This window comes from Bacteroides sp. AM37-9 (assembly GCF_003603455.1).
GTDB classification, from domain to species: Bacteria; Bacteroidota; Bacteroidia; order Bacteroidales; family Bacteroidaceae; genus Bacteroides; species Bacteroides xylanisolvens.
In genome coordinates, this window is sequence record NZ_QTNF01000023.1 from 67147 (window position 1) to 83440 (window position 16294).

Consider the following 16294-nt stretch of genomic DNA (forward strand, 5'->3'; position numbering starts at 1 on the left):
CACATCCTTTTTTCGCTTAACACATCCTTTTTTCGCTAAGGGTAAAGTATCTAAAAACGATATATGTCTTTGGGGTGAAATAAACGGATTTGGAATATTATCCACGTTAAAATCAGAAAAAAGTTTTCCGTTTTGGAAAACTTTCTGTATCAGTGAGAAAGAATAGTTTCCCGAAATTTAATGTTAAAAGCTAACCAAGCTATGATATAATCTCCTATCTTTGTATCCGGTTTCGGAACTAAAAAGAGGTTTAGTCAATGAGGGAACGCTGTGCAAATCGGCGACAGTACCCGCTGCTGTAATTCTCTAAGAATCCGCACAATAGGCCACTGCATCGATGCCGGTGTGGGAAGGTGTTGCGGGGGAGGGATAAGTCAGAAGACCTGCCGAAGAGATTTTCTATTTTTAATTTATTAATGCTTTCGGGAGTTAAAGTTATGAACTACGCGGAAATTTGTATCATCAAACGTGATGGTAAAAGAGAAGATTTCTCTATCAGTAAGATTAAGAATGCAATCAGTAAAGCATTCAGTGCAAGTGGAATTCAGGATGAGCAGCAGTTGGTTGCTGACATCACCATGAATGTTATCAGTCAGTTTGCTACCCCCACGATCACCGTAGAAGAGATTCAGGACTTGGTAGAAAAGTCGTTGATGAAAGTGCGGCCGGAAGTAGCGAAGAAATACATCATCTATCGCGAATGGCGGAATACGGAGCGTGATAAGAAAACCCAGATGAAACAGGTGATGGACGGTATTGTGGCTATCGACAAGAACGATGTCAATTTGAGCAACGCCAACATGAGCAGTCACACGCCTGCCGGACAGATGATGACGTTCGCTTCCGAAGTAACTAAAGATTATACCTATAAATACTTGTTGCCGAAACGTTTTGCCGAAGCGCACCAGTTGGGAGACATTCACATCCACGACCTGGATTATTATCCGACAAAGACGACAACCTGCATCCAATATGATATGGACGACCTCTTTGAACGCGGTTTCCGCACAAAGAACGGTAGCATCCGCACCCCGCAAAGCATCCAAAGCTATGCTACGCTGGCTACCATCATCTTTCAGACCAACCAAAATGAGCAGCATGGCGGACAGGCGATTCCGGCTTTCGATTTCTTCATGGCAAAAGGAGTGGCCAAATCTTTCCGCAAGCATCTGGCATCGTTCATTAACTTCTATGTGGCTATGGAAAACGGAAATCAGGCCGATGAGAAATCCATCCGCACGTTGATTAAAGAATACCTTCCGTCTATCAAGTCCACCGAGGCCGAACGCGAAACATTGCGCATCGCTCTGGTCGCTTTACAGATCATTATAGATAAGGAACACCTTGCCCGCATCGTCGAAAAAGCCTACCAGCAGACCCGTAAAGATACACATCAGGCAATGGAAGGATTCATCCACAACCTGAATACGATGCATTCTCGTGGCGGTAACCAAGTGGTATTCAGTTCCATCAACTACGGAACGGACACTTCTGCCGAAGGCCGCATGGTAATCGAAGAACTGCTGAAAGCTACCATTGAAGGCCTCGGCACCAGAGGAGAAGTGCCCGTATTCCCTATCCAGATATTCAAGGTGAAAGACGGCGTTTCTTACTCGGAGAAAGACTTTGAGAAAGCAATGAAAGCGGAGAACATCGAAGAGGCAATGACCGACAGTTACGAGGCTCCCAACTTCGACTTGTTATTAAAGGCTTGCCAGACTACTGCGAAAGCGTTGTTCCCGAACTTCATGTTCCTCGACACACCTTTCAACAAGAACGAGAAATGGAAAGCCGACGATCCGCAGCGTTACATTTACGAATTGGCAACAATGGGTTGCCGTACCCGTGTTTTTGAAAATGTGGCCGGAGAAAAATCTTCTTTAGGACGTGGCAATCTTTCGTTCACCACACTGAATATGCCAAGACTGGCTATCGAAGCCCGTATCAAAGCGGAAAATCTGGTAGAAGATGAACGCAACAAGGACGCCATCGAACAAAAAGCAAAAGAAATTTTCATCGAATCTGTACACCAAATGTCTGCGCTCGTGGCCGACCAGCTTTACGAACGTTATCAGTATCAGCGTACGGCCCTGGCACGCCAGTTCCCGTTCATGATGGGAAATAATGTGTGGAAAGGCGGCGGCGAACTGAATCCGAATGAACAGGTAGGAGACGCCTTGCGCAGCGGTACACTGGGGATTGGATTTATCGGCGGGCATAACGCGATGGTGGCTCTCTACGGGCAAGGTCACGGACACAGCCAGAAAGCATGGGACACGCTGTATGAAGCGGTGATGGAAATGAATAAAGTGGTAGACGAATATAAAGAGAAATATAACCTGAACTACTCCGTTCTGGCTACTCCTGCCGAAGGACTTTCGGGACGTTTCACGAAAATGGACCGCCGGAAATATGGAAAAATCCCCGGAGTGACAGATCGCGACTATTATGTCAACTCTTTCCACGTAGACGTGAAAGAACCGATCAGCATCGTTGAGAAAATCAAGCGTGAAGCTCCGTTCCACGCTATTACACGCGGCGGACACATCACGTATGTGGAGCTGGACGGTGAAGCGCAGAAGAATGTGCGTGCCATTGCCAAGATTGTGAAAGTGATGCACGACGAAGGAATTGGATACGGCTCTATCAATCACCCGGTAGACACTTGTCATAACTGTGGTTACAAGGGAGTTATCTTCGATAAATGCCCTGTATGCCAGAGTGAAAGTATTCTCCGTATGCGCCGTATCACCGGTTATCTGACGGGCGATTTAAGCTCTTGGAACTCTGCCAAGCGGGCAGAAGAGAAGGACCGTGTAAAACATTTGTAGAATAAATGTTTGATAATTGATGAATGGATAATGAACGGTGCTTGATGAAAGCGTTACGGTTCATTATCCATTATTCGGTTATTACTTGCAGCACGTTACTCTCATCTTGTACTGTTCTGTAACGAGTATTTATTCCACATTTATATGGTTATCATCCATTCTCAAATCTTCATTTTCCATTAGCTATTAAAGAAGTGAATTTACTAGGAACTTATTCTGAAACGATTGTTGACGGTGAAGGTATCAGGTATTCTATTTATCTTGCCGGCTGCTCCCATCATTGTCCCGGTTGCCACAACCCGGAGAGTTGGAATCCGGGAGCAGGAGAAGAACTGACGGAGGAGAAAATACAGTCCATCATTCGTGAAATCAAAGCGAATCCTTTATTGGACGGCGTTACTTTTTCCGGCGGTGATCCGTTTTTTCATCCGGAAGCGTTCCTGCTTTTACTGAAACGGGTGAAAGAGGAAACAGGGATGAACGTGTGGTGCTACACCGGATACACATACGAAGAAATTAAGGCGCAGCCTCGTTTGAGTGCCGCTCTTGATTATATTGATGTATTGGTGGACGGACGCTTCGAACAGGCTCTTTTCTCTCCATATCTGGAGTTCAGGGGAAGCAGTAATCAGCGGATTTTGAAGTTGAAGTAAATGTAATTCGACATTTGGAGTAAGTTGAATTCAGTAGTTGAGCACTAAAAAAACTTATTTTTCAAAGGAAACAAAAACACCTGTACCGTTGTTTTGTTTACCTTTACGAAACCAAGTGAATCATTTTTCATCACAGAGTAACGCGGCGCTTTTTTGTAGCCGGTGGGGCTTGCGTTTGTGTTTGTGTCTGCTTGATGGTGAAGAAATAAACGACTACTTACAAGAATAAGTTTTTATGGTACAACCAATAAATCCAACTCAAAAAAACGATGAGACCGATGGCTTGCCAATGCCTAAACGTATTTGGGCGGTGGTGTCTGTCGGCTTTGCTCTTTGTATGTCAGTACTGGATATTAACATCGTCAATATCGTACTACCTACACTTTCACATGATTTTGGGACTTCTCCCGCTGTAACCACCTGGATTATCAACGGCTATCAGCTGGCCATCGTTATATCGCTACTGTCTTTTTCCGCTTTGGGTGAAATCATCGGTTACCGGAAAGTCTTTCTTTCGGGCATCGGATTGTTTTGCGTCACTTCATTGATCTGTGCCTTGTCCGATTCGTTTTGGACTTTGACGGTTGCCCGTATCTTTCAAGGGTTCAGCGCTTCCGCCATCACTAGTGTGAATACGGCACAGCTGCGTTACATCTATCCGAAGAGCCAGATCGGGCGGGGGATGGGGATCAATGCAATGGTAGTCGCCATATCGGCTGCCGCCGGACCATCTGTGGCGAGCGGTATTCTTTCCATTGCCAGTTGGCACTGGTTGTTTGCCATCAATGTGCCGTTAGGACTCACTGCATTGCTTCTCGGCATCAAACATCTGCCACGACAGGAGGAGCGTACGAAACGTAAATTCGATTACATCAGTGCCATCGCGAATGCGGTCACTTTCGGTCTGCTCATTTACACGCTGGACGGATTTGCCCACCATGAGAAAATGGACTTCCTTTTCATTCAACTGATTGTGTTGGCAGTGGTCGGTACCTACTACGTGCGCCGGCAACTGACGCAGACCACTCCGCTGCTTCCTCTTGATCTGCTGCGGATTCCGATTTTCCGGCTGTCCATCCTGACTTCCATTTGTTCTTTCATAGCACAAATGACAGCGATGGTTTCTTTGCCTTTTTTCCTCCAGAACACTTTGGGACACAGTGAAGTCATGACCGGACTTCTACTCACACCGTGGCCGTTGGCTACGCTTGTCACGGCTCCGTTGGCAGGATATCTTGTCGAGCGCATCCACCCCGGTATCTTGGGAAGTGTCGGGATGGCTCTGTTTGCCGTCGGGCTTTTCTCGCTTTCCAGTCTGACTGCGGAGTCGTCCGATATTAGTATCATTCTGCGTTTGATGCTGTGTGGGGCAGGCTTCGGATTGTTCCAGACACCGAACAACAGTACGATTATCTCTTCCGCTCCTACGCAACGTTCGGGAGGAGCCAGTGGTATGTTGGGAATGGCCCGCCTGTTGGGACAGACCACAGGGACAACATTGGTCGCATTACTTTTCAGCTTCGTCGCTCATGACCGGAGTACGGCTGTCTGTCTTATGGTAGGAAGTGGATTTGCTGTTGTGGCGGCTATCGTCAGCAGCTTGAGACTATCGCAGCCTTCCACTCTGAAAAGAAAATAAGAACTTATAAAGTCAGGCGAATTGAAAATAAACAAACTGAGGCTGGTGCCGAAAGCGGAGCTCACTCCGGAACTGGAGGTGTACTACAATTATACCTGTCAGGAGGGCGATTATATCAAAACGTGCACAGTGCCTTCACCCAAGTTGGATGAAACGGATTTGGAAAGAGAAAAAAAGATGTTGAAGATTTAGAAGATTTAAAGGCAAGCAACTATAAAAAAGCATCCCGGATGAGAGAGGAGTGAATACCTGTTCTCATCCGGGATTGTTTTTTATGTCTTTCTTCTGTCGTTTGGTCTGTTAGAAGAAGAACCTTAGAATATCGTTGAAGTTAGCCCATATCAACAGACCGAAGAGTAGAATCATACCGGTCATTTGAGCGTATTCCATAAATTTGTCGCTCGGTTTGCGGCGAGCTATCATCTCGTAGAAGAGGAAGAGCACGTGGCCGCCGTCCAATGCGGGGATAGGGAGGATATTCATGAAAGCCAGAATGATGGAAAGGAAGGCTGTCATATACCAGAACTGGTGCCAATCCCATGTAGCAGGGAAGATGCTGCCGATCGTTCCGAAGCCACCTAGCTGTTTGGCTCCTTCTTTCGAAAAGAGGTATTTCATGTTTCCTACATATCCTTTCAGGGTCTTTACGCCGAGGGAGACACCTGCCGGGAAGGATTCGAAGAAAGTATATTCTTTTTTCACCATAGGGAGCAGGCGGTCTGTGACGAGACAGGCGGTTACACCCATCAGGTAGGCGGAGTCTACACGCATATTCAATGTGTCGGTTACGCCGCCACGCACATAGGTCAGTGTAATCAGGCGCGGATCTATGCTGTCTTTGAGCAGGGTTTCCGCGTTTTTCTTACGTTCTGCCATCGCTTCTTTGAAGTCGGAGAAAGAAATCGGTCTTCCGTTCAGGGCGATAATGCTGTCACCCGGTTGGATGCCTGCTTGTGCGGCAGGAGAATTCACCATCACACTGTCTATCACATACGGGAAACGGTAGGAGGCAAAACGGATGCTGTCTGCCAGAAGACGTTGCATCAAGTCTTCAGGGATATAAACGGAGGCTTTCGCGCCGTTGCGGATAACGCTTACTTCGCGGGCGTCGGCAATCTGGCTCAACATATCGCCGTCATAACGTTCAAAAGGAACGCCGTCGGCAGAAAGAAGGATGTCGCCGTCCTGAAAACCTACGGATTTGGCCGTTTTGTTGAAATCCATACCGAGAGGAGCTTCCTGCACCTTTATATATTGGTCGCCCCACGCAAATAGAATCATCGAGTAGATGAACAGGGCCAACAGGAAGTTGAACAGTACGCCACCCACCATGATTAGCAGACGTTGCCACGCCGGTTTGGAACGGAACTCCCACGGTTGTTCGGGTTGTTTCATCTGCTCGGTATCCATCGACTCGTCAATCATACCGGCTATCTTGACATAACCGCCCAATGGCAGCCAACCTACTGCATATTCTGTGTCACTTTTCTTGGGCTTGAATTTAAACAGGGTGAACCAGGGGTCAAAAAATAAGCAGAATTTTTCTACACGCACCTTAAACAAACGGGCAAAAAGAAAATGCCCGCCTTCATGAATGATAACAAGCAAAGATAAGCTCATAATCAATTGCAGGGCACGAATCAAAAATGTTTCCATATAGTCTATTTACAATTTAAAGCCTTCACTGGATTCTCTGCCAAAGAGAAGATATAAAGGCTATTTTCAATTTATATTAATACTAATCAATTTCTCTATTTTCTTTATTCCTCTACGAAATGAATTATATCAGACTTGCTGCTATCTTTCTTGCTTCCGCATCGGTAGCCACATAATCATCGTAGGTCGGGTTGGCAATGAAGATGGCCCGTTCCATTGTTTTTTCTATCACGTCGCTCATGCCGAGGAAGCTGATGCCGTCTTTCAGGAAAGAGGCTACCACTACTTCATTGGCGGCATTAACGATGCAAGGCATGTTCCCTCCGCGATACATCGCTTCGTAAGCGAGTGCCAGATTGCGGAAACGTTTCGTGTCGGGTTGCTCAAACGTCAGGTTCGTGCATTTGGAGAAATCGAGCCTGTCGAAAGAAGAACTGATACGGTCGGGATAGGAGAATGCATACTGGATGGGCAGGCGCATATCGGGCATGCCCAATTGTGCTTTTACAGCTCCGTCTTCAAACTGCACCATCGAGTGAATGACTGATTGCGGATGCACAACCACCTCAATCTGACTGGGTTGAACACCGAACAGCCATTTGGCTTCGATCACTTCAAAACCTTTATTCATCATAGAAGCAGAGTCAATCGTGATTTTTGCTCCCATTTCCCAATTGGGATGTTTCAAGGCCTGTGTCTTAGTCACAGACTTCAATTGTTCCAAAGTGTAAGTGCGGAACGGACCTCCGGAGGCAGTCAATATCACTTTCTCAATCGGATTGCCCACTTCTCCCGCTAAACACTGAAAAACGGCGGAGTGTTCAGAGTCTACCGGCAGAATTGGAGTGCGATATTGTTGTGCCAGCTGGTTAATCAGTTCACCTGCTACTACCAATGTTTCTTTATTTGCCAACGCAATCGCTTTCTTGGCACGGATCGCGTTGATTGTCGGCTTCAGTCCGGCATAACCGACCATGGCTGTCAGTACCATATCAATAGGACCTGCTTCCACAATCTGACAGATAGCGTCGGTTCCTGCGTACACCTTGATAGGCAGGTCGCTCAATGCTTCTTTCAGTTCGGAATACTTTTCTTCGTTGGCTATCACTACCACTTCCGGCTGGAACTTCCGTGCCTGGGCAATCAGTAGTTCCACACGATTGTTGGCTGTCAGTGCGTATGCTTCGTACAGGTCGGGATGCTCTTCGATGACTTGCAAAGCCTGCGTCCCGATAGAACCTGTGGAGCCAAGGATAGCTATTTGTTTTTTCTTTTTATTAGTCTCTATATTCATTTTATCTATTTCTTCCTATTTTGTTGACAAACATATCATCGCTGATTATCACTTATATCTCATCACTCGCCATATCTCATCATTCATCATTGATAACTTAAAAAACGATGTATTTTTCCGGATTTACCGGGTGACCTTTATACCAAAGTTCGAAGTGCAGGTGCGGTCCTGTACTAAGTGTTCCGCTATTTCCTACCAGGGCGATGGCTTCGCCTCCTTTCACCCGTTCACCTTCCTTTTTCAGGAGAGAGCCGCAGTGTTTGTAGATCGAAATTAAATCCTGGTTGTGTTGCACGCCAATCAGATAACCGGTTTCAGCGGTGTATGTACTAAGGATGACGGTTCCGTCCATGGTTGCCAGTACGCTTTCGTTGGGATTGGCGGCAATGTCAGTGCCGTAATGTTTCTTTTCGGCATTGAAGTGGTCGGACACCATGCCTCGTGTCGGACGGTATAATATCAATCCGGTCACGTCCGGTTGGGAAGTGATGGAGGTCAGATTATATTTTTCATTCTCCTCATATTGGCGGCGGAATTCTTCTTCCCGCTTGGTTCGTTCCATCAACGTGTCTTCACGGGCAGCAGTCAGCGAATCAAGCGTTTGCACGCTGTCGATAGGCACTTTCCCGCTGAAAATGTCCTGAATGTTCATGATGTAGAGGTTCTGCTTGTTGAGCACTTGTTGCAAAGAGTCTACACGCAGCGCATTATCTACAATCTGTGTACGGACTTCACTGTTCATATATCCCGGAAGATAATTGCGCAACGGGGTGAAAGTAATGATGCAGGAAGCAATCAGGAAAAGCACTGCCAGCACGCAAAGTAAAACGGATAGTCCATTGAGCTTGGATACACGAAGTCCGACAATTTCTTCAAGTGTATTTTCATTAACGATCGTTAGTTTATACTTGAACTTGAAATTTTTCCAGAAAGCTTTACTTCGTCTTCTCTTTGGCATCTCGGATATTTACTATTTTACGATTTACTATTTTCTATTTTCAGTTGATGAGTGACTCATCGTTTTATTTGTTCTCATCGGTCATCTTCCAACTCTTCCAGATTGAGCAACCCTTCGGGAAGCTCCACGGTGATGAGTTTCTGTTTCTGGTCTATCCCTACGATAAATTCCTCCTGGGCGGGAACGAGTAGTTCCTCTTCTTCTCTTTCAACCACAAAAAGGGTGTTTACCGTAGTGTTATCTACATCTATCACTTCTCCTAGAGGTCCGTGATGAATGTCTTCCATTTGGAAACCGATAAAGAAGTTCCAGGATAATTCGCCGTCTTCCGCTTCTTCCGCATGCTTTACGGGGAAGTAAACTTCGATGTTGGTGAACATTCGGGCACGTTCGGCGGTGTCTATTCCTTCCAGTTTTACCAAAGCGGTGGAGTCGGAACGGAAACGGTACTCTTCAATGAAGAAGGGCACGAAAATACCGTCGAGCAGGCATATCAGATAATCGCAGTCCACACGGTCGAAAATGTCGTCCGTAAACGTAAACTGCAATTCGCCGTGAATACCATGCGGTTTATTGAATAATCCTATCTTATATACTTCTTCTTTCTTTATCATATTCGGGTGATTCTGGCTCCGATAGCGTTCAGACGTCCTTCGATGTTCTGATAACCACGGTCTATCTGTTCGATGTTACTAATGGTACTGGTTCCTTCGGCACTCATGGCGGCAATCAGAAGGGCGATACCGGCACGTATATCCGGTGAAGTCAGGCGGGCACCGCGCAACTTGAAGCCATGATTGTGTCCGATGACTACGGCACGGTGAGGGTCGCAGAGGATGATCTGTGCACCCATATCGATTAGCTTGTCCACAAAGAACAGGCGGCTTTCGAACATCTTCTGATGGATCAGTACGCTGCCTTTGGCTTGTGTGGCTACAACGAGCATCACACTAAGCAAGTCGGGAGTCAGTCCCGGCCAGGTGGCGTCGGCTATCGTCATGATGGAGCCGTCGATGAATGATTCTATCTGGTAGGTTTCCTGTGCGGGAACATAAATGTCATCTCCTCTCTGTTCGAGTTTGATGCCCAGGCGGCGGAAGCTCTCGGGGATGATTCCAAGGTTCTCGTAAGAAACGTTCTTGATGGTAATTTCGCTTTTTGTCATGGCTGCCATGCCGATAAAACTGCCGACTTCAATCATATCGGGCAATACGGTGTGTTGCGCGCCATGCAATTCTTCCACACCTTCAATAGTAAGCAGGTTGGAGGCAATTCCGCTGATTTTCGCTCCCATCCGGTTGAGCAACCGGCAGAGTTGTTGCACGTAAGGTTCGCAGGCAGCGTTGTAGATGGTAGTAGTGCCTTTGGCAAGCACGGCAGCCATTACGATATTGGCTGTTCCGGTGACGGATGCTTCGTCCAGCAGCATATAGCTTCCTTGAAGTCTGTCGGCTGTTATTTCATAAATGCCCCGTCCTTCATCATAACGGAAGTCTGCTCCTAAATTCTGAATACCTACAAAGTGAGTATCCAAACGGCGGCGACCGATTTTATCTCCTCCCGGCTTGGATATCAACGCTTTGCCGAAACGTGCCACCATAGGGCCAATCAGCATGACAGAACCTCGCAGACTGGAGCATTTCTTTAAAAAATCATCGCTTTCCAGATAAGCCAAGTCTACATTCTCTGCTTTAAAACTATAAGAATCAATGCCTTTCTTTGCAACCGTCACTCCCATCTCGCGCAAGAGCTGAATCAAGTTGTTGACATCAAGAATGTCAGGTATATTGTTCACTGTTACCTCCTCAGCGGTTAGCAATGTGGCACAGATTATCTGCAAAACTTCGTTTTTAGCTCCTTGCGGGTGAATCTCTCCGCAAAGCCGATGTCCTCCTTCGATTACAAATGAAGCCATTAATTAAAGTATTAAGTGTGATTAAAGTATTAAGTATCAAGTGTTAAGTATTAAGTATTAACCGTACGGTATCGCACGCTAAGTAAATAAGTAAAAGAAATCCAACCAGTGCCAACAAATGGCTGCGATTAATACTTAATACTTATTTCCTATTTTCTTAGTATCTTCTCTTGTTGTTCTGACGATTGTTGGTATAGTTCGTCTTCGGACGATAGTTCTGGTTCAGGCGTTCTGCCATTAGCCGGACGATATCGTCAGTCATTTGGAGTTCCCCGTTGGAGAGTTCGTACAGGTCTTCGGCGATCTTTTTGTCGTCCACTGTATCTTTGTTCCATGCCAGGTAGTCCTTCTTCATGTGGTTGCAGATGAGGGCAATCAGGTTTCTCTTTTCGTTTCCTTCGGGGAATTCGATTGCTTTCTTTATCAGCACTTCCAGTGTGCGTCCGTAGTGGCGATAACGCATACGGGCAGTGGAGTAGGGGATCGGATCCGGACGGGTCACCAGGTTGTCCTTACGGATGATTTCATACGGGTAGTCAATATCCAGCTCAAAACCGGACATGATAGCCAGATGATCCCAGAGCTTGTGCTTGAAGTCGGGCACATCACGCAAATGGGGGAACATATTTCCCATAATGTTGATGATGGTGTTGGCACAACGCTGACGTTCTGCACGATCCTGAATGGTCAACGCATAATCTACCATGTTCTGGATGCTACGCCCGTATTCGGGAAGCGGCATTCTTTTCTGTTGAGTATTGTATTGCATTTATTTAATTGAAAGTTTAAAATTAAAAATTAAAGAAGTTTTTTTGGCATGGAAGCAACGAATTCTTTCAGGTAGAAAGGTTCGAAGTAAGCCACGTCTTTATAATCTTCGTCGGCTATTGCTTTTTCTGCCAGCGGGAACATCATTTTAGCCAACGGGTGAATATTGTCGATAAAATGTGCGTTCGGATGCGTAATCTGTTCGCGGCATTTGTCGGCCCCGTTTCCAAAGAAATAAACCGGCTGCTCGTTCAGAAACTCCAAGTAAGAGTTTTCGTCTACAATATCGGCAGCTACTGCACGTTTCACCTGAAGTCTGCGGTCATAAACGGCTGCGTATACTTCCATGCGGCGGGCGTCGATCATCGGACAAAGCAAAGCGTCCTCGGGCAAGTCGTGATACAACAACACCGGAACAGTCAATACTTCCAGCGTCGGAATACCGATCAATGGGACGTTACGTCCGTAACAAACTCCTTTCGCCATAGAAACCCCGATTCGAAGTCCGGTGTAAGAACCCGGCCCGCAGCTCACTGCGACTGCATCCAAAGGGATGGCATGACTGTCTATGAAAGACAACGCTTCATCTACAAAAACTCCTAAAGACACGGCGTGTGAAGGGCCTTTCAAATCTTCTTTCACAAAAATCGTCTGTCCGTCTTGACTGGCCGCTACCGAGCAAACAGAGGTAGAGGTTTCAATATTCAGTATACACGACATAAAAATCAGCTTATTAAATTGTCGCAAATTTACATGATTATTTCCAATTCTTAAAATATTCGTGTACTTTTGCACAAAACTTTAAGGTTATGATACAGTCTATGACAGGATACGGCAAAGCTACGGCCGAACTTCCTGATAAAAAAATAAATGTAGAAATCAAGTCGCTCAACAGCAAGGCAATGGATTTATCCACTCGCATCGCTCCGGCGTATCGTGAAAAAGAGATTGAAATCCGTAATGAGATTTCTAAAGTGCTGGAACGTGGAAAGGTCGATTTCAGCCTGTGGATCGAGAAGAAAGAGACGGCAGAAAATGCGACTCCTATCAATCAAGTATTGGTGGAAGGTTACTACAAACAGATTTTGGCAATCTCGCAGAATCTTGGTATCCCTGTTCCTGCCGACTGGTTTCAGACATTGCTCCGTATGCCGGATGTGATGACTAAAACGGAAATCCAGGAACTGACCGAAGAGGAATGGAAAATGGTGCACGCCACTGTGCTCGATGCTATCAGTCATCTGGTAGATTTCCGCAAACAGGAAGGTGCTGCACTGGAAAAAAAGTTCCGTGAAAAGATCGCCAATATCTCAAGCCTGCTCGAAAAGATCGCTCCTTACGAAAAAGAACGTGTGGAAAAAGTGAAAGAACGCATCACGGATGCTCTCGAAAAGACATTAAGTGTGGATTACGACAAGAACCGCTTGGAGCAGGAATTGATCTATTACATTGAGAAACTGGATGTCAATGAAGAAAAACAACGCCTTAGCAACCATCTGAAATATTTCATCAGCACAATGGAAAGCGGTAACGGACAAGGTAAGAAACTTGGTTTTATCGCCCAGGAAATGGGTCGGGAAATCAATACGTTAGGTAGCAAGTCCAATCATGCCGAAATGCAGAAAATCGTTGTTCAGATGAAAGATGAGTTGGAGCAGATTAAGGAGCAGGTGTTGAACGTGATGTAATTTACTCACAATAAATTCATTTACGATTAGACGATTTACGATGTACGATTGAAGTTAGTATTGCGAAATAATAGTGTACACATTTGGATATTTATAAATTCAAAAAATAATATCAACCGTACATCGTAAATCGTCTAATCGTAAATAACTTAATGTCAAATAAACTTTAATAATGACCGGTAAACTAATTATTTTCTCTGCCCCGTCAGGTTCGGGCAAATCTACTATTATTAATTATCTGCTGACGCAGAATTTGAATCTTGCATTTTCTATTTCTGCTACCAGCCGTCCTCCGCGTGGGACGGAGCAGCATGGAGTGGAATATTTCTTTCTTACGCCGGAGGAATTCCGTTGTCGCATTGAGAACAACGAATTTTTGGAGTATGAGGAAGTATATAAGGACCGTTATTACGGAACGTTGAAGGCACAAGTGGAAAAGCAACTGGAAGCAGGTCAGAATGTAGTGTTTGACGTTGATGTGGTAGGTGGATGTAATATCAAGAAGTTTTATGGTGATCGTGCGCTGTCTGTGTTCATTCAACCGCCTTCGGTGGAAGAATTACGTTGCCGGTTGGAAGGACGCGGAACGGATGCTCCGGAAGTCATTGAAAGCCGTATTGCTAAGGCGGAATACGAATTGGGGTTTGCTCCGCAATTCGATTGTGTGATTGTCAATGACGATTTGGAAGCTGCGAAGGCAGAAGCGTTGAAAGTAATCAAAGAGTTTTTAGCCGAAGAATAAGACTTGAGAATGTACAAGAAGAATTGTAACACCCGAAAATGGATGTATCTGTGTGCCGTCACCGGTGTGATGAATCTTCTTGCTTTTATTGTATGCCTTTATTTTCAACAATGGGTCATAAGCGGCATTGCGCTACTTCTCACAATCAGACAAGCTATTGTTTTACCGAAGTGGAGAAAGAAAATAAAGCAAGAAAGAATAGCGGAAAATGAATCAAGTTAAAACAAGAAAAACCGGAATCTTCAGCGGGTCATTCAATCCGATTCATATCGGGCATCTCGCTTTAGCCAATTACCTTTGTGAGTATGAAGGGGTGGATGAAATATGGTTTATGGTAAGTCCGCAGAATCCTTTGAAAACGAAGGCAGAGTTATGGAGCGACGAGCTTCGTCTTAACTTAGTGGAGTTATCCATCAGTGATTATCCTCGTTTTCGAGCTTCGGACTTTGAATTTCATTTGCCCCGTCCTTCGTATAGCGTATATACACTGGAGAAACTCCGTGAAGCGTATCCCGACCGGGAATTTTATTTCATTATCGGTTCCGATAATTGGGAACGTTTTGGACGCTGGTATCAGTCCGAACGCATCATTAAAGAGAATCAACTCCTCATTTATCCTCGTCCCGGCTTTCCTGTAAAAGAAGAGGAATTGCCGGAAACCGTGCGTCTTGTTCATTCCCCTGTTTTTGAAATCAGTTCCACTTTTATTCGGGAAGCCTTGAGTGCAGGGAAAGATATTCGTTACTTCCTACATCCGAGGGCTTGGGAGGCTATCAAGAAAGATAATATACGCCTTTGAATATATTAAAATACATATCCGGCAGAATATAACGGATAATTTGTTAGCCACTCTTGTTCCCGATAATCTGACATGGAAAAACGGATGCCATGTAGTTCTGGATTCTTTTCAACAAAAGAACGCAGACTTTTCGACTGTAAATTTTCTTCAGCTTTCACTTCGACCGGAATAATACAGATTTCTTTTTGCAAAAGGAAATCCAATTCTCCTTTGGAAGTATTTGAAGACCAGTAATAGATATTCAAGCCTTTCACTGATTTCAGTTGTTGTAACACATATTGTTCGGTAATTGCTCCTTTATAATCGGTAAATAAAACATTGCCTTCCAATAATGCTTGTGGGGGGAGTCCGCTCATTGCTCCCATTAATCCGGTGTCTAGCATAAACAGTTTGAATGCGGAAAAATCTTCGTAGGCCGATAAAGGTATTCCACCTTTCTTTACCCGGTTTACTTTATAAATAAGACCGGCATCTATCAGCCATTCTATGGCCAGTTCAAAATCCTTGGCTCTTGCTCCTTCTTTTATAACTCCATAAATGAATTTGCGATTTTCTTTAGCCAGTTGTGCAGGAACCGAACGCCACACCATACGAATCCTAGGGACTTCGGCAATAGGAGCGTGTTTGGAAAAATCACGGTCATAAGAATCCAGTATGTTTTGTTGCAACTGGCGGACTTCGGTATAGTCTTTATGCTCAATAAATGCATTGACTACTTCGGGCATTCCTCCTACGAAATAATACTGTTTAAGGAAGTCGGTGAATTTAGAACGGAAGGTAGAAATGAGGTTCCAATCTTGCTTTGCAAGCAAGCTGACAAAAGACTCTTGTCCGATAGCTTCTAAAAACTCGGAAAAAGAAAGTGGATATAGGTCTATAAAATCGACTTTTCCCACCGGGAAAGAGTCATTTTGATGCATAGCGATGCCCAGTAAAGAACCAGCTGCAATAACATGATACTGTGGCGCTTTTTCCAGGAAATATTTCATGGCTGTCAAGCCGCGTGGGGCTTCCTGAAGTTCGTCAAAAAGAATTAAGGTATCTGTATCTACTACTTTTCCGGTTACTAACTGGATAGCCATCAAAATACGTTCGATATCAAAATCTTTTTGAAAAACCTCTTTCATCACTTCATTGTCTTCGAAGTTGATGTAGGCAAACTGTTTGTAAGCAGTAGCCGCAAACTCTTTCATAAGCCATGTCTTTCCTACCTGACGGGCTCCGCGAATAATCAAAGGCTTTCGTGTAGACTTTTCTTTCCAATCGTACAATTGTTGCATTGCATTTCTTCTCATACTTCTTTCTTTTATTGTCAGCTACTTATAGGTACAAATGTAAGCACTAAAAAGGA

The 16294-nt window shown here is 45.0% G+C and carries 15 protein-coding genes and 1 riboswitch; of the genes, 7 read left to right on the forward strand and 8 right to left on the reverse strand.

What is annotated here, in order from left to right:
• The first annotated feature begins 216 nt into the window (after positions 1 to 216).
• Positions 217 to 406, forward strand: a riboswitch (cobalamin riboswitch).
• A 31-nt stretch (positions 407 to 437) separates the two neighbouring features.
• The 4 genes from DW862_RS16195 to DW862_RS25975 all read left to right on the forward strand — a co-directional run bounded on the left by DW862_RS16195 (position 438) and on the right by DW862_RS25975 (position 5315).
• On the forward strand, positions 438 to 2831 hold the full coding sequence (locus DW862_RS16195; RefSeq protein WP_004313429.1) for an anaerobic ribonucleoside triphosphate reductase: 2394 nt from the start codon (positions 438 to 440) through the stop codon (positions 2829 to 2831).
• A gap of 194 nt (positions 2832 to 3025) precedes the next feature.
• Positions 3026 to 3484, forward strand: a complete 459-nt coding sequence (gene nrdG, locus DW862_RS16200; RefSeq protein ID WP_004313428.1) for an anaerobic ribonucleoside-triphosphate reductase activating protein — start codon at positions 3026 to 3028, stop codon at positions 3482 to 3484.
• A 235-nt stretch (positions 3485 to 3719) separates the two neighbouring features.
• Positions 3720 to 5123: an MFS transporter gene (locus DW862_RS16205; RefSeq protein WP_120069340.1), complete on the forward strand. Its 1404-nt coding sequence runs from the start codon at positions 3720 to 3722 to the stop codon at positions 5121 to 5123.
• Between the two features lie 21 nt (positions 5124 to 5144).
• Positions 5145 to 5315, forward strand: a complete 171-nt coding sequence (locus DW862_RS25975) for a hypothetical protein (RefSeq protein ID WP_153882593.1) — start codon at positions 5145 to 5147, stop codon at positions 5313 to 5315.
• Between the two features lie 108 nt (positions 5316 to 5423).
• Here the strand turns inward: DW862_RS25975 and rseP are convergent, their stop codons facing one another.
• The 7 genes from rseP to tsaB all read right to left on the reverse strand — a co-directional run bounded on the left by rseP (position 5424) and on the right by tsaB (position 12434).
• Positions 5424 to 6779, reverse strand: coding sequence for an RIP metalloprotease RseP (gene rseP, locus DW862_RS16210; protein WP_120069343.1), 1356 nt, complete (start codon positions 6777 to 6779; stop codon positions 5424 to 5426).
• Positions 6780 to 6903: 124 nt separating this feature from the next.
• Positions 6904 to 8073, reverse strand: coding sequence for a 1-deoxy-D-xylulose-5-phosphate reductoisomerase (locus DW862_RS16215; protein WP_120069347.1), 1170 nt, complete (start codon positions 8071 to 8073; stop codon positions 6904 to 6906).
• A gap of 97 nt (positions 8074 to 8170) precedes the next feature.
• Positions 8171 to 9031, reverse strand: a complete 861-nt coding sequence (locus tag DW862_RS16220) for a M23 family metallopeptidase (protein ID WP_004317001.1) — start codon at positions 9029 to 9031, stop codon at positions 8171 to 8173.
• Positions 9032 to 9105: 74 nt separating this feature from the next.
• Complete coding sequence (rimM, locus tag DW862_RS16225; RefSeq protein WP_008641267.1) at positions 9106 to 9645, reverse strand: ribosome maturation factor RimM; 540 nt, start codon at positions 9643 to 9645, stop codon at positions 9106 to 9108.
• Positions 9642 to 10946 (reverse strand): UDP-N-acetylglucosamine 1-carboxyvinyltransferase, encoded by a 1305-nt coding sequence (murA, locus tag DW862_RS16230; RefSeq protein ID WP_009038692.1) that lies wholly within the window; start codon positions 10944 to 10946, stop codon positions 9642 to 9644. Before murA ends, rimM begins: the two co-directional genes overlap by 4 nt.
• A gap of 157 nt (positions 10947 to 11103) precedes the next feature.
• Positions 11104 to 11715, reverse strand: a complete 612-nt coding sequence (locus tag DW862_RS16235) for a DUF4290 domain-containing protein (RefSeq protein ID WP_004316998.1) — start codon at positions 11713 to 11715, stop codon at positions 11104 to 11106.
• Positions 11716 to 11744: 29 nt separating this feature from the next.
• A complete protein-coding gene (gene tsaB, locus DW862_RS16240; protein ID WP_004316997.1) occupies positions 11745 to 12434 on the reverse strand; it encodes a tRNA (adenosine(37)-N6)-threonylcarbamoyltransferase complex dimerization subunit type 1 TsaB in 690 nt (229 codons plus the stop codon).
• An 89-nt stretch (positions 12435 to 12523) separates the two neighbouring features.
• Between tsaB and DW862_RS16245 the strand changes: the two genes are divergently transcribed.
• The 3 genes from DW862_RS16245 to nadD all read left to right on the forward strand — a co-directional run bounded on the left by DW862_RS16245 (position 12524) and on the right by nadD (position 14943).
• Positions 12524 to 13402, forward strand: a complete 879-nt coding sequence (locus DW862_RS16245; RefSeq protein ID WP_120069351.1) for a YicC/YloC family endoribonuclease — start codon at positions 12524 to 12526, stop codon at positions 13400 to 13402.
• A 172-nt stretch (positions 13403 to 13574) separates the two neighbouring features.
• Positions 13575 to 14144 carry a guanylate kinase gene (gene gmk / locus DW862_RS16250; protein WP_004316995.1) on the forward strand — a complete coding sequence of 190 codons (570 nt, stop codon included), beginning with the start codon at positions 13575 to 13577 and terminating at the stop codon, positions 14142 to 14144.
• Between the two features lie 208 nt (positions 14145 to 14352).
• Positions 14353 to 14943 carry a nicotinate (nicotinamide) nucleotide adenylyltransferase gene (nadD, locus tag DW862_RS16260; protein ID WP_120069354.1) on the forward strand — a complete coding sequence of 197 codons (591 nt, stop codon included), beginning with the start codon at positions 14353 to 14355 and terminating at the stop codon, positions 14941 to 14943.
• A 5-nt stretch (positions 14944 to 14948) separates the two neighbouring features.
• Here nadD and DW862_RS16265 read toward each other — a convergent pair whose 3' ends face one another.
• Positions 14949 to 16238, reverse strand: coding sequence for an ATP-binding protein (locus DW862_RS16265; protein WP_120069357.1), 1290 nt, complete (start codon positions 16236 to 16238; stop codon positions 14949 to 14951).
• Positions 16239 to 16294 lie beyond the last annotated feature (56 nt).

What these genes read in the sequence shown, in the direction of transcription:
- DW862_RS16195 (WP_004313429.1), top strand. Translation starts at nt 438, where the DNA reads ATGAACTACGCGGAAATTTGTATCATCAAACGTGATGGTAAAAGAGAA.
- DW862_RS16205 (WP_120069340.1), top strand. Translation starts at nt 3,720, where the DNA reads ATGGTACAACCAATAAATCCAACTCAAAAAAACGATGAGACCGATGGC.
- rseP (WP_120069343.1), bottom strand. Translation starts at nt 6,779, where the DNA reads ATGGAAACATTTTTGATTCGTGCCCTGCAATTGATTATGAGCTTATCT.
- DW862_RS16215 (WP_120069347.1), bottom strand. Translation starts at nt 8,073, where the DNA reads ATGAATATAGAGACTAATAAAAAGAAAAAACAAATAGCTATCCTTGGC.
- DW862_RS16220 (WP_004317001.1), bottom strand. Translation starts at nt 9,031, where the DNA reads ATGCCAAAGAGAAGACGAAGTAAAGCTTTCTGGAAAAATTTCAAGTTC.
- rimM (WP_008641267.1), bottom strand. Translation starts at nt 9,645, where the DNA reads ATGATAAAGAAAGAAGAAGTATATAAGATAGGATTATTCAATAAACCG.
- murA (WP_009038692.1), bottom strand. Translation starts at nt 10,946, where the DNA reads ATGGCTTCATTTGTAATCGAAGGAGGACATCGGCTTTGCGGAGAGATT.
- DW862_RS16235 (WP_004316998.1), bottom strand. Translation starts at nt 11,715, where the DNA reads ATGCAATACAATACTCAACAGAAAAGAATGCCGCTTCCCGAATACGGG.
- tsaB (WP_004316997.1), bottom strand. Translation starts at nt 12,434, where the DNA reads ATGTCGTGTATACTGAATATTGAAACCTCTACCTCTGTTTGCTCGGTA.
- DW862_RS16245 (WP_120069351.1), top strand. Translation starts at nt 12,524, where the DNA reads ATGATACAGTCTATGACAGGATACGGCAAAGCTACGGCCGAACTTCCT.
- gmk (WP_004316995.1), top strand. Translation starts at nt 13,575, where the DNA reads ATGACCGGTAAACTAATTATTTTCTCTGCCCCGTCAGGTTCGGGCAAA.
- nadD (WP_120069354.1), top strand. Translation starts at nt 14,353, where the DNA reads ATGAATCAAGTTAAAACAAGAAAAACCGGAATCTTCAGCGGGTCATTC.
- DW862_RS16265 (WP_120069357.1), bottom strand. Translation starts at nt 16,238, where the DNA reads ATGAGAAGAAATGCAATGCAACAATTGTACGATTGGAAAGAAAAGTCT.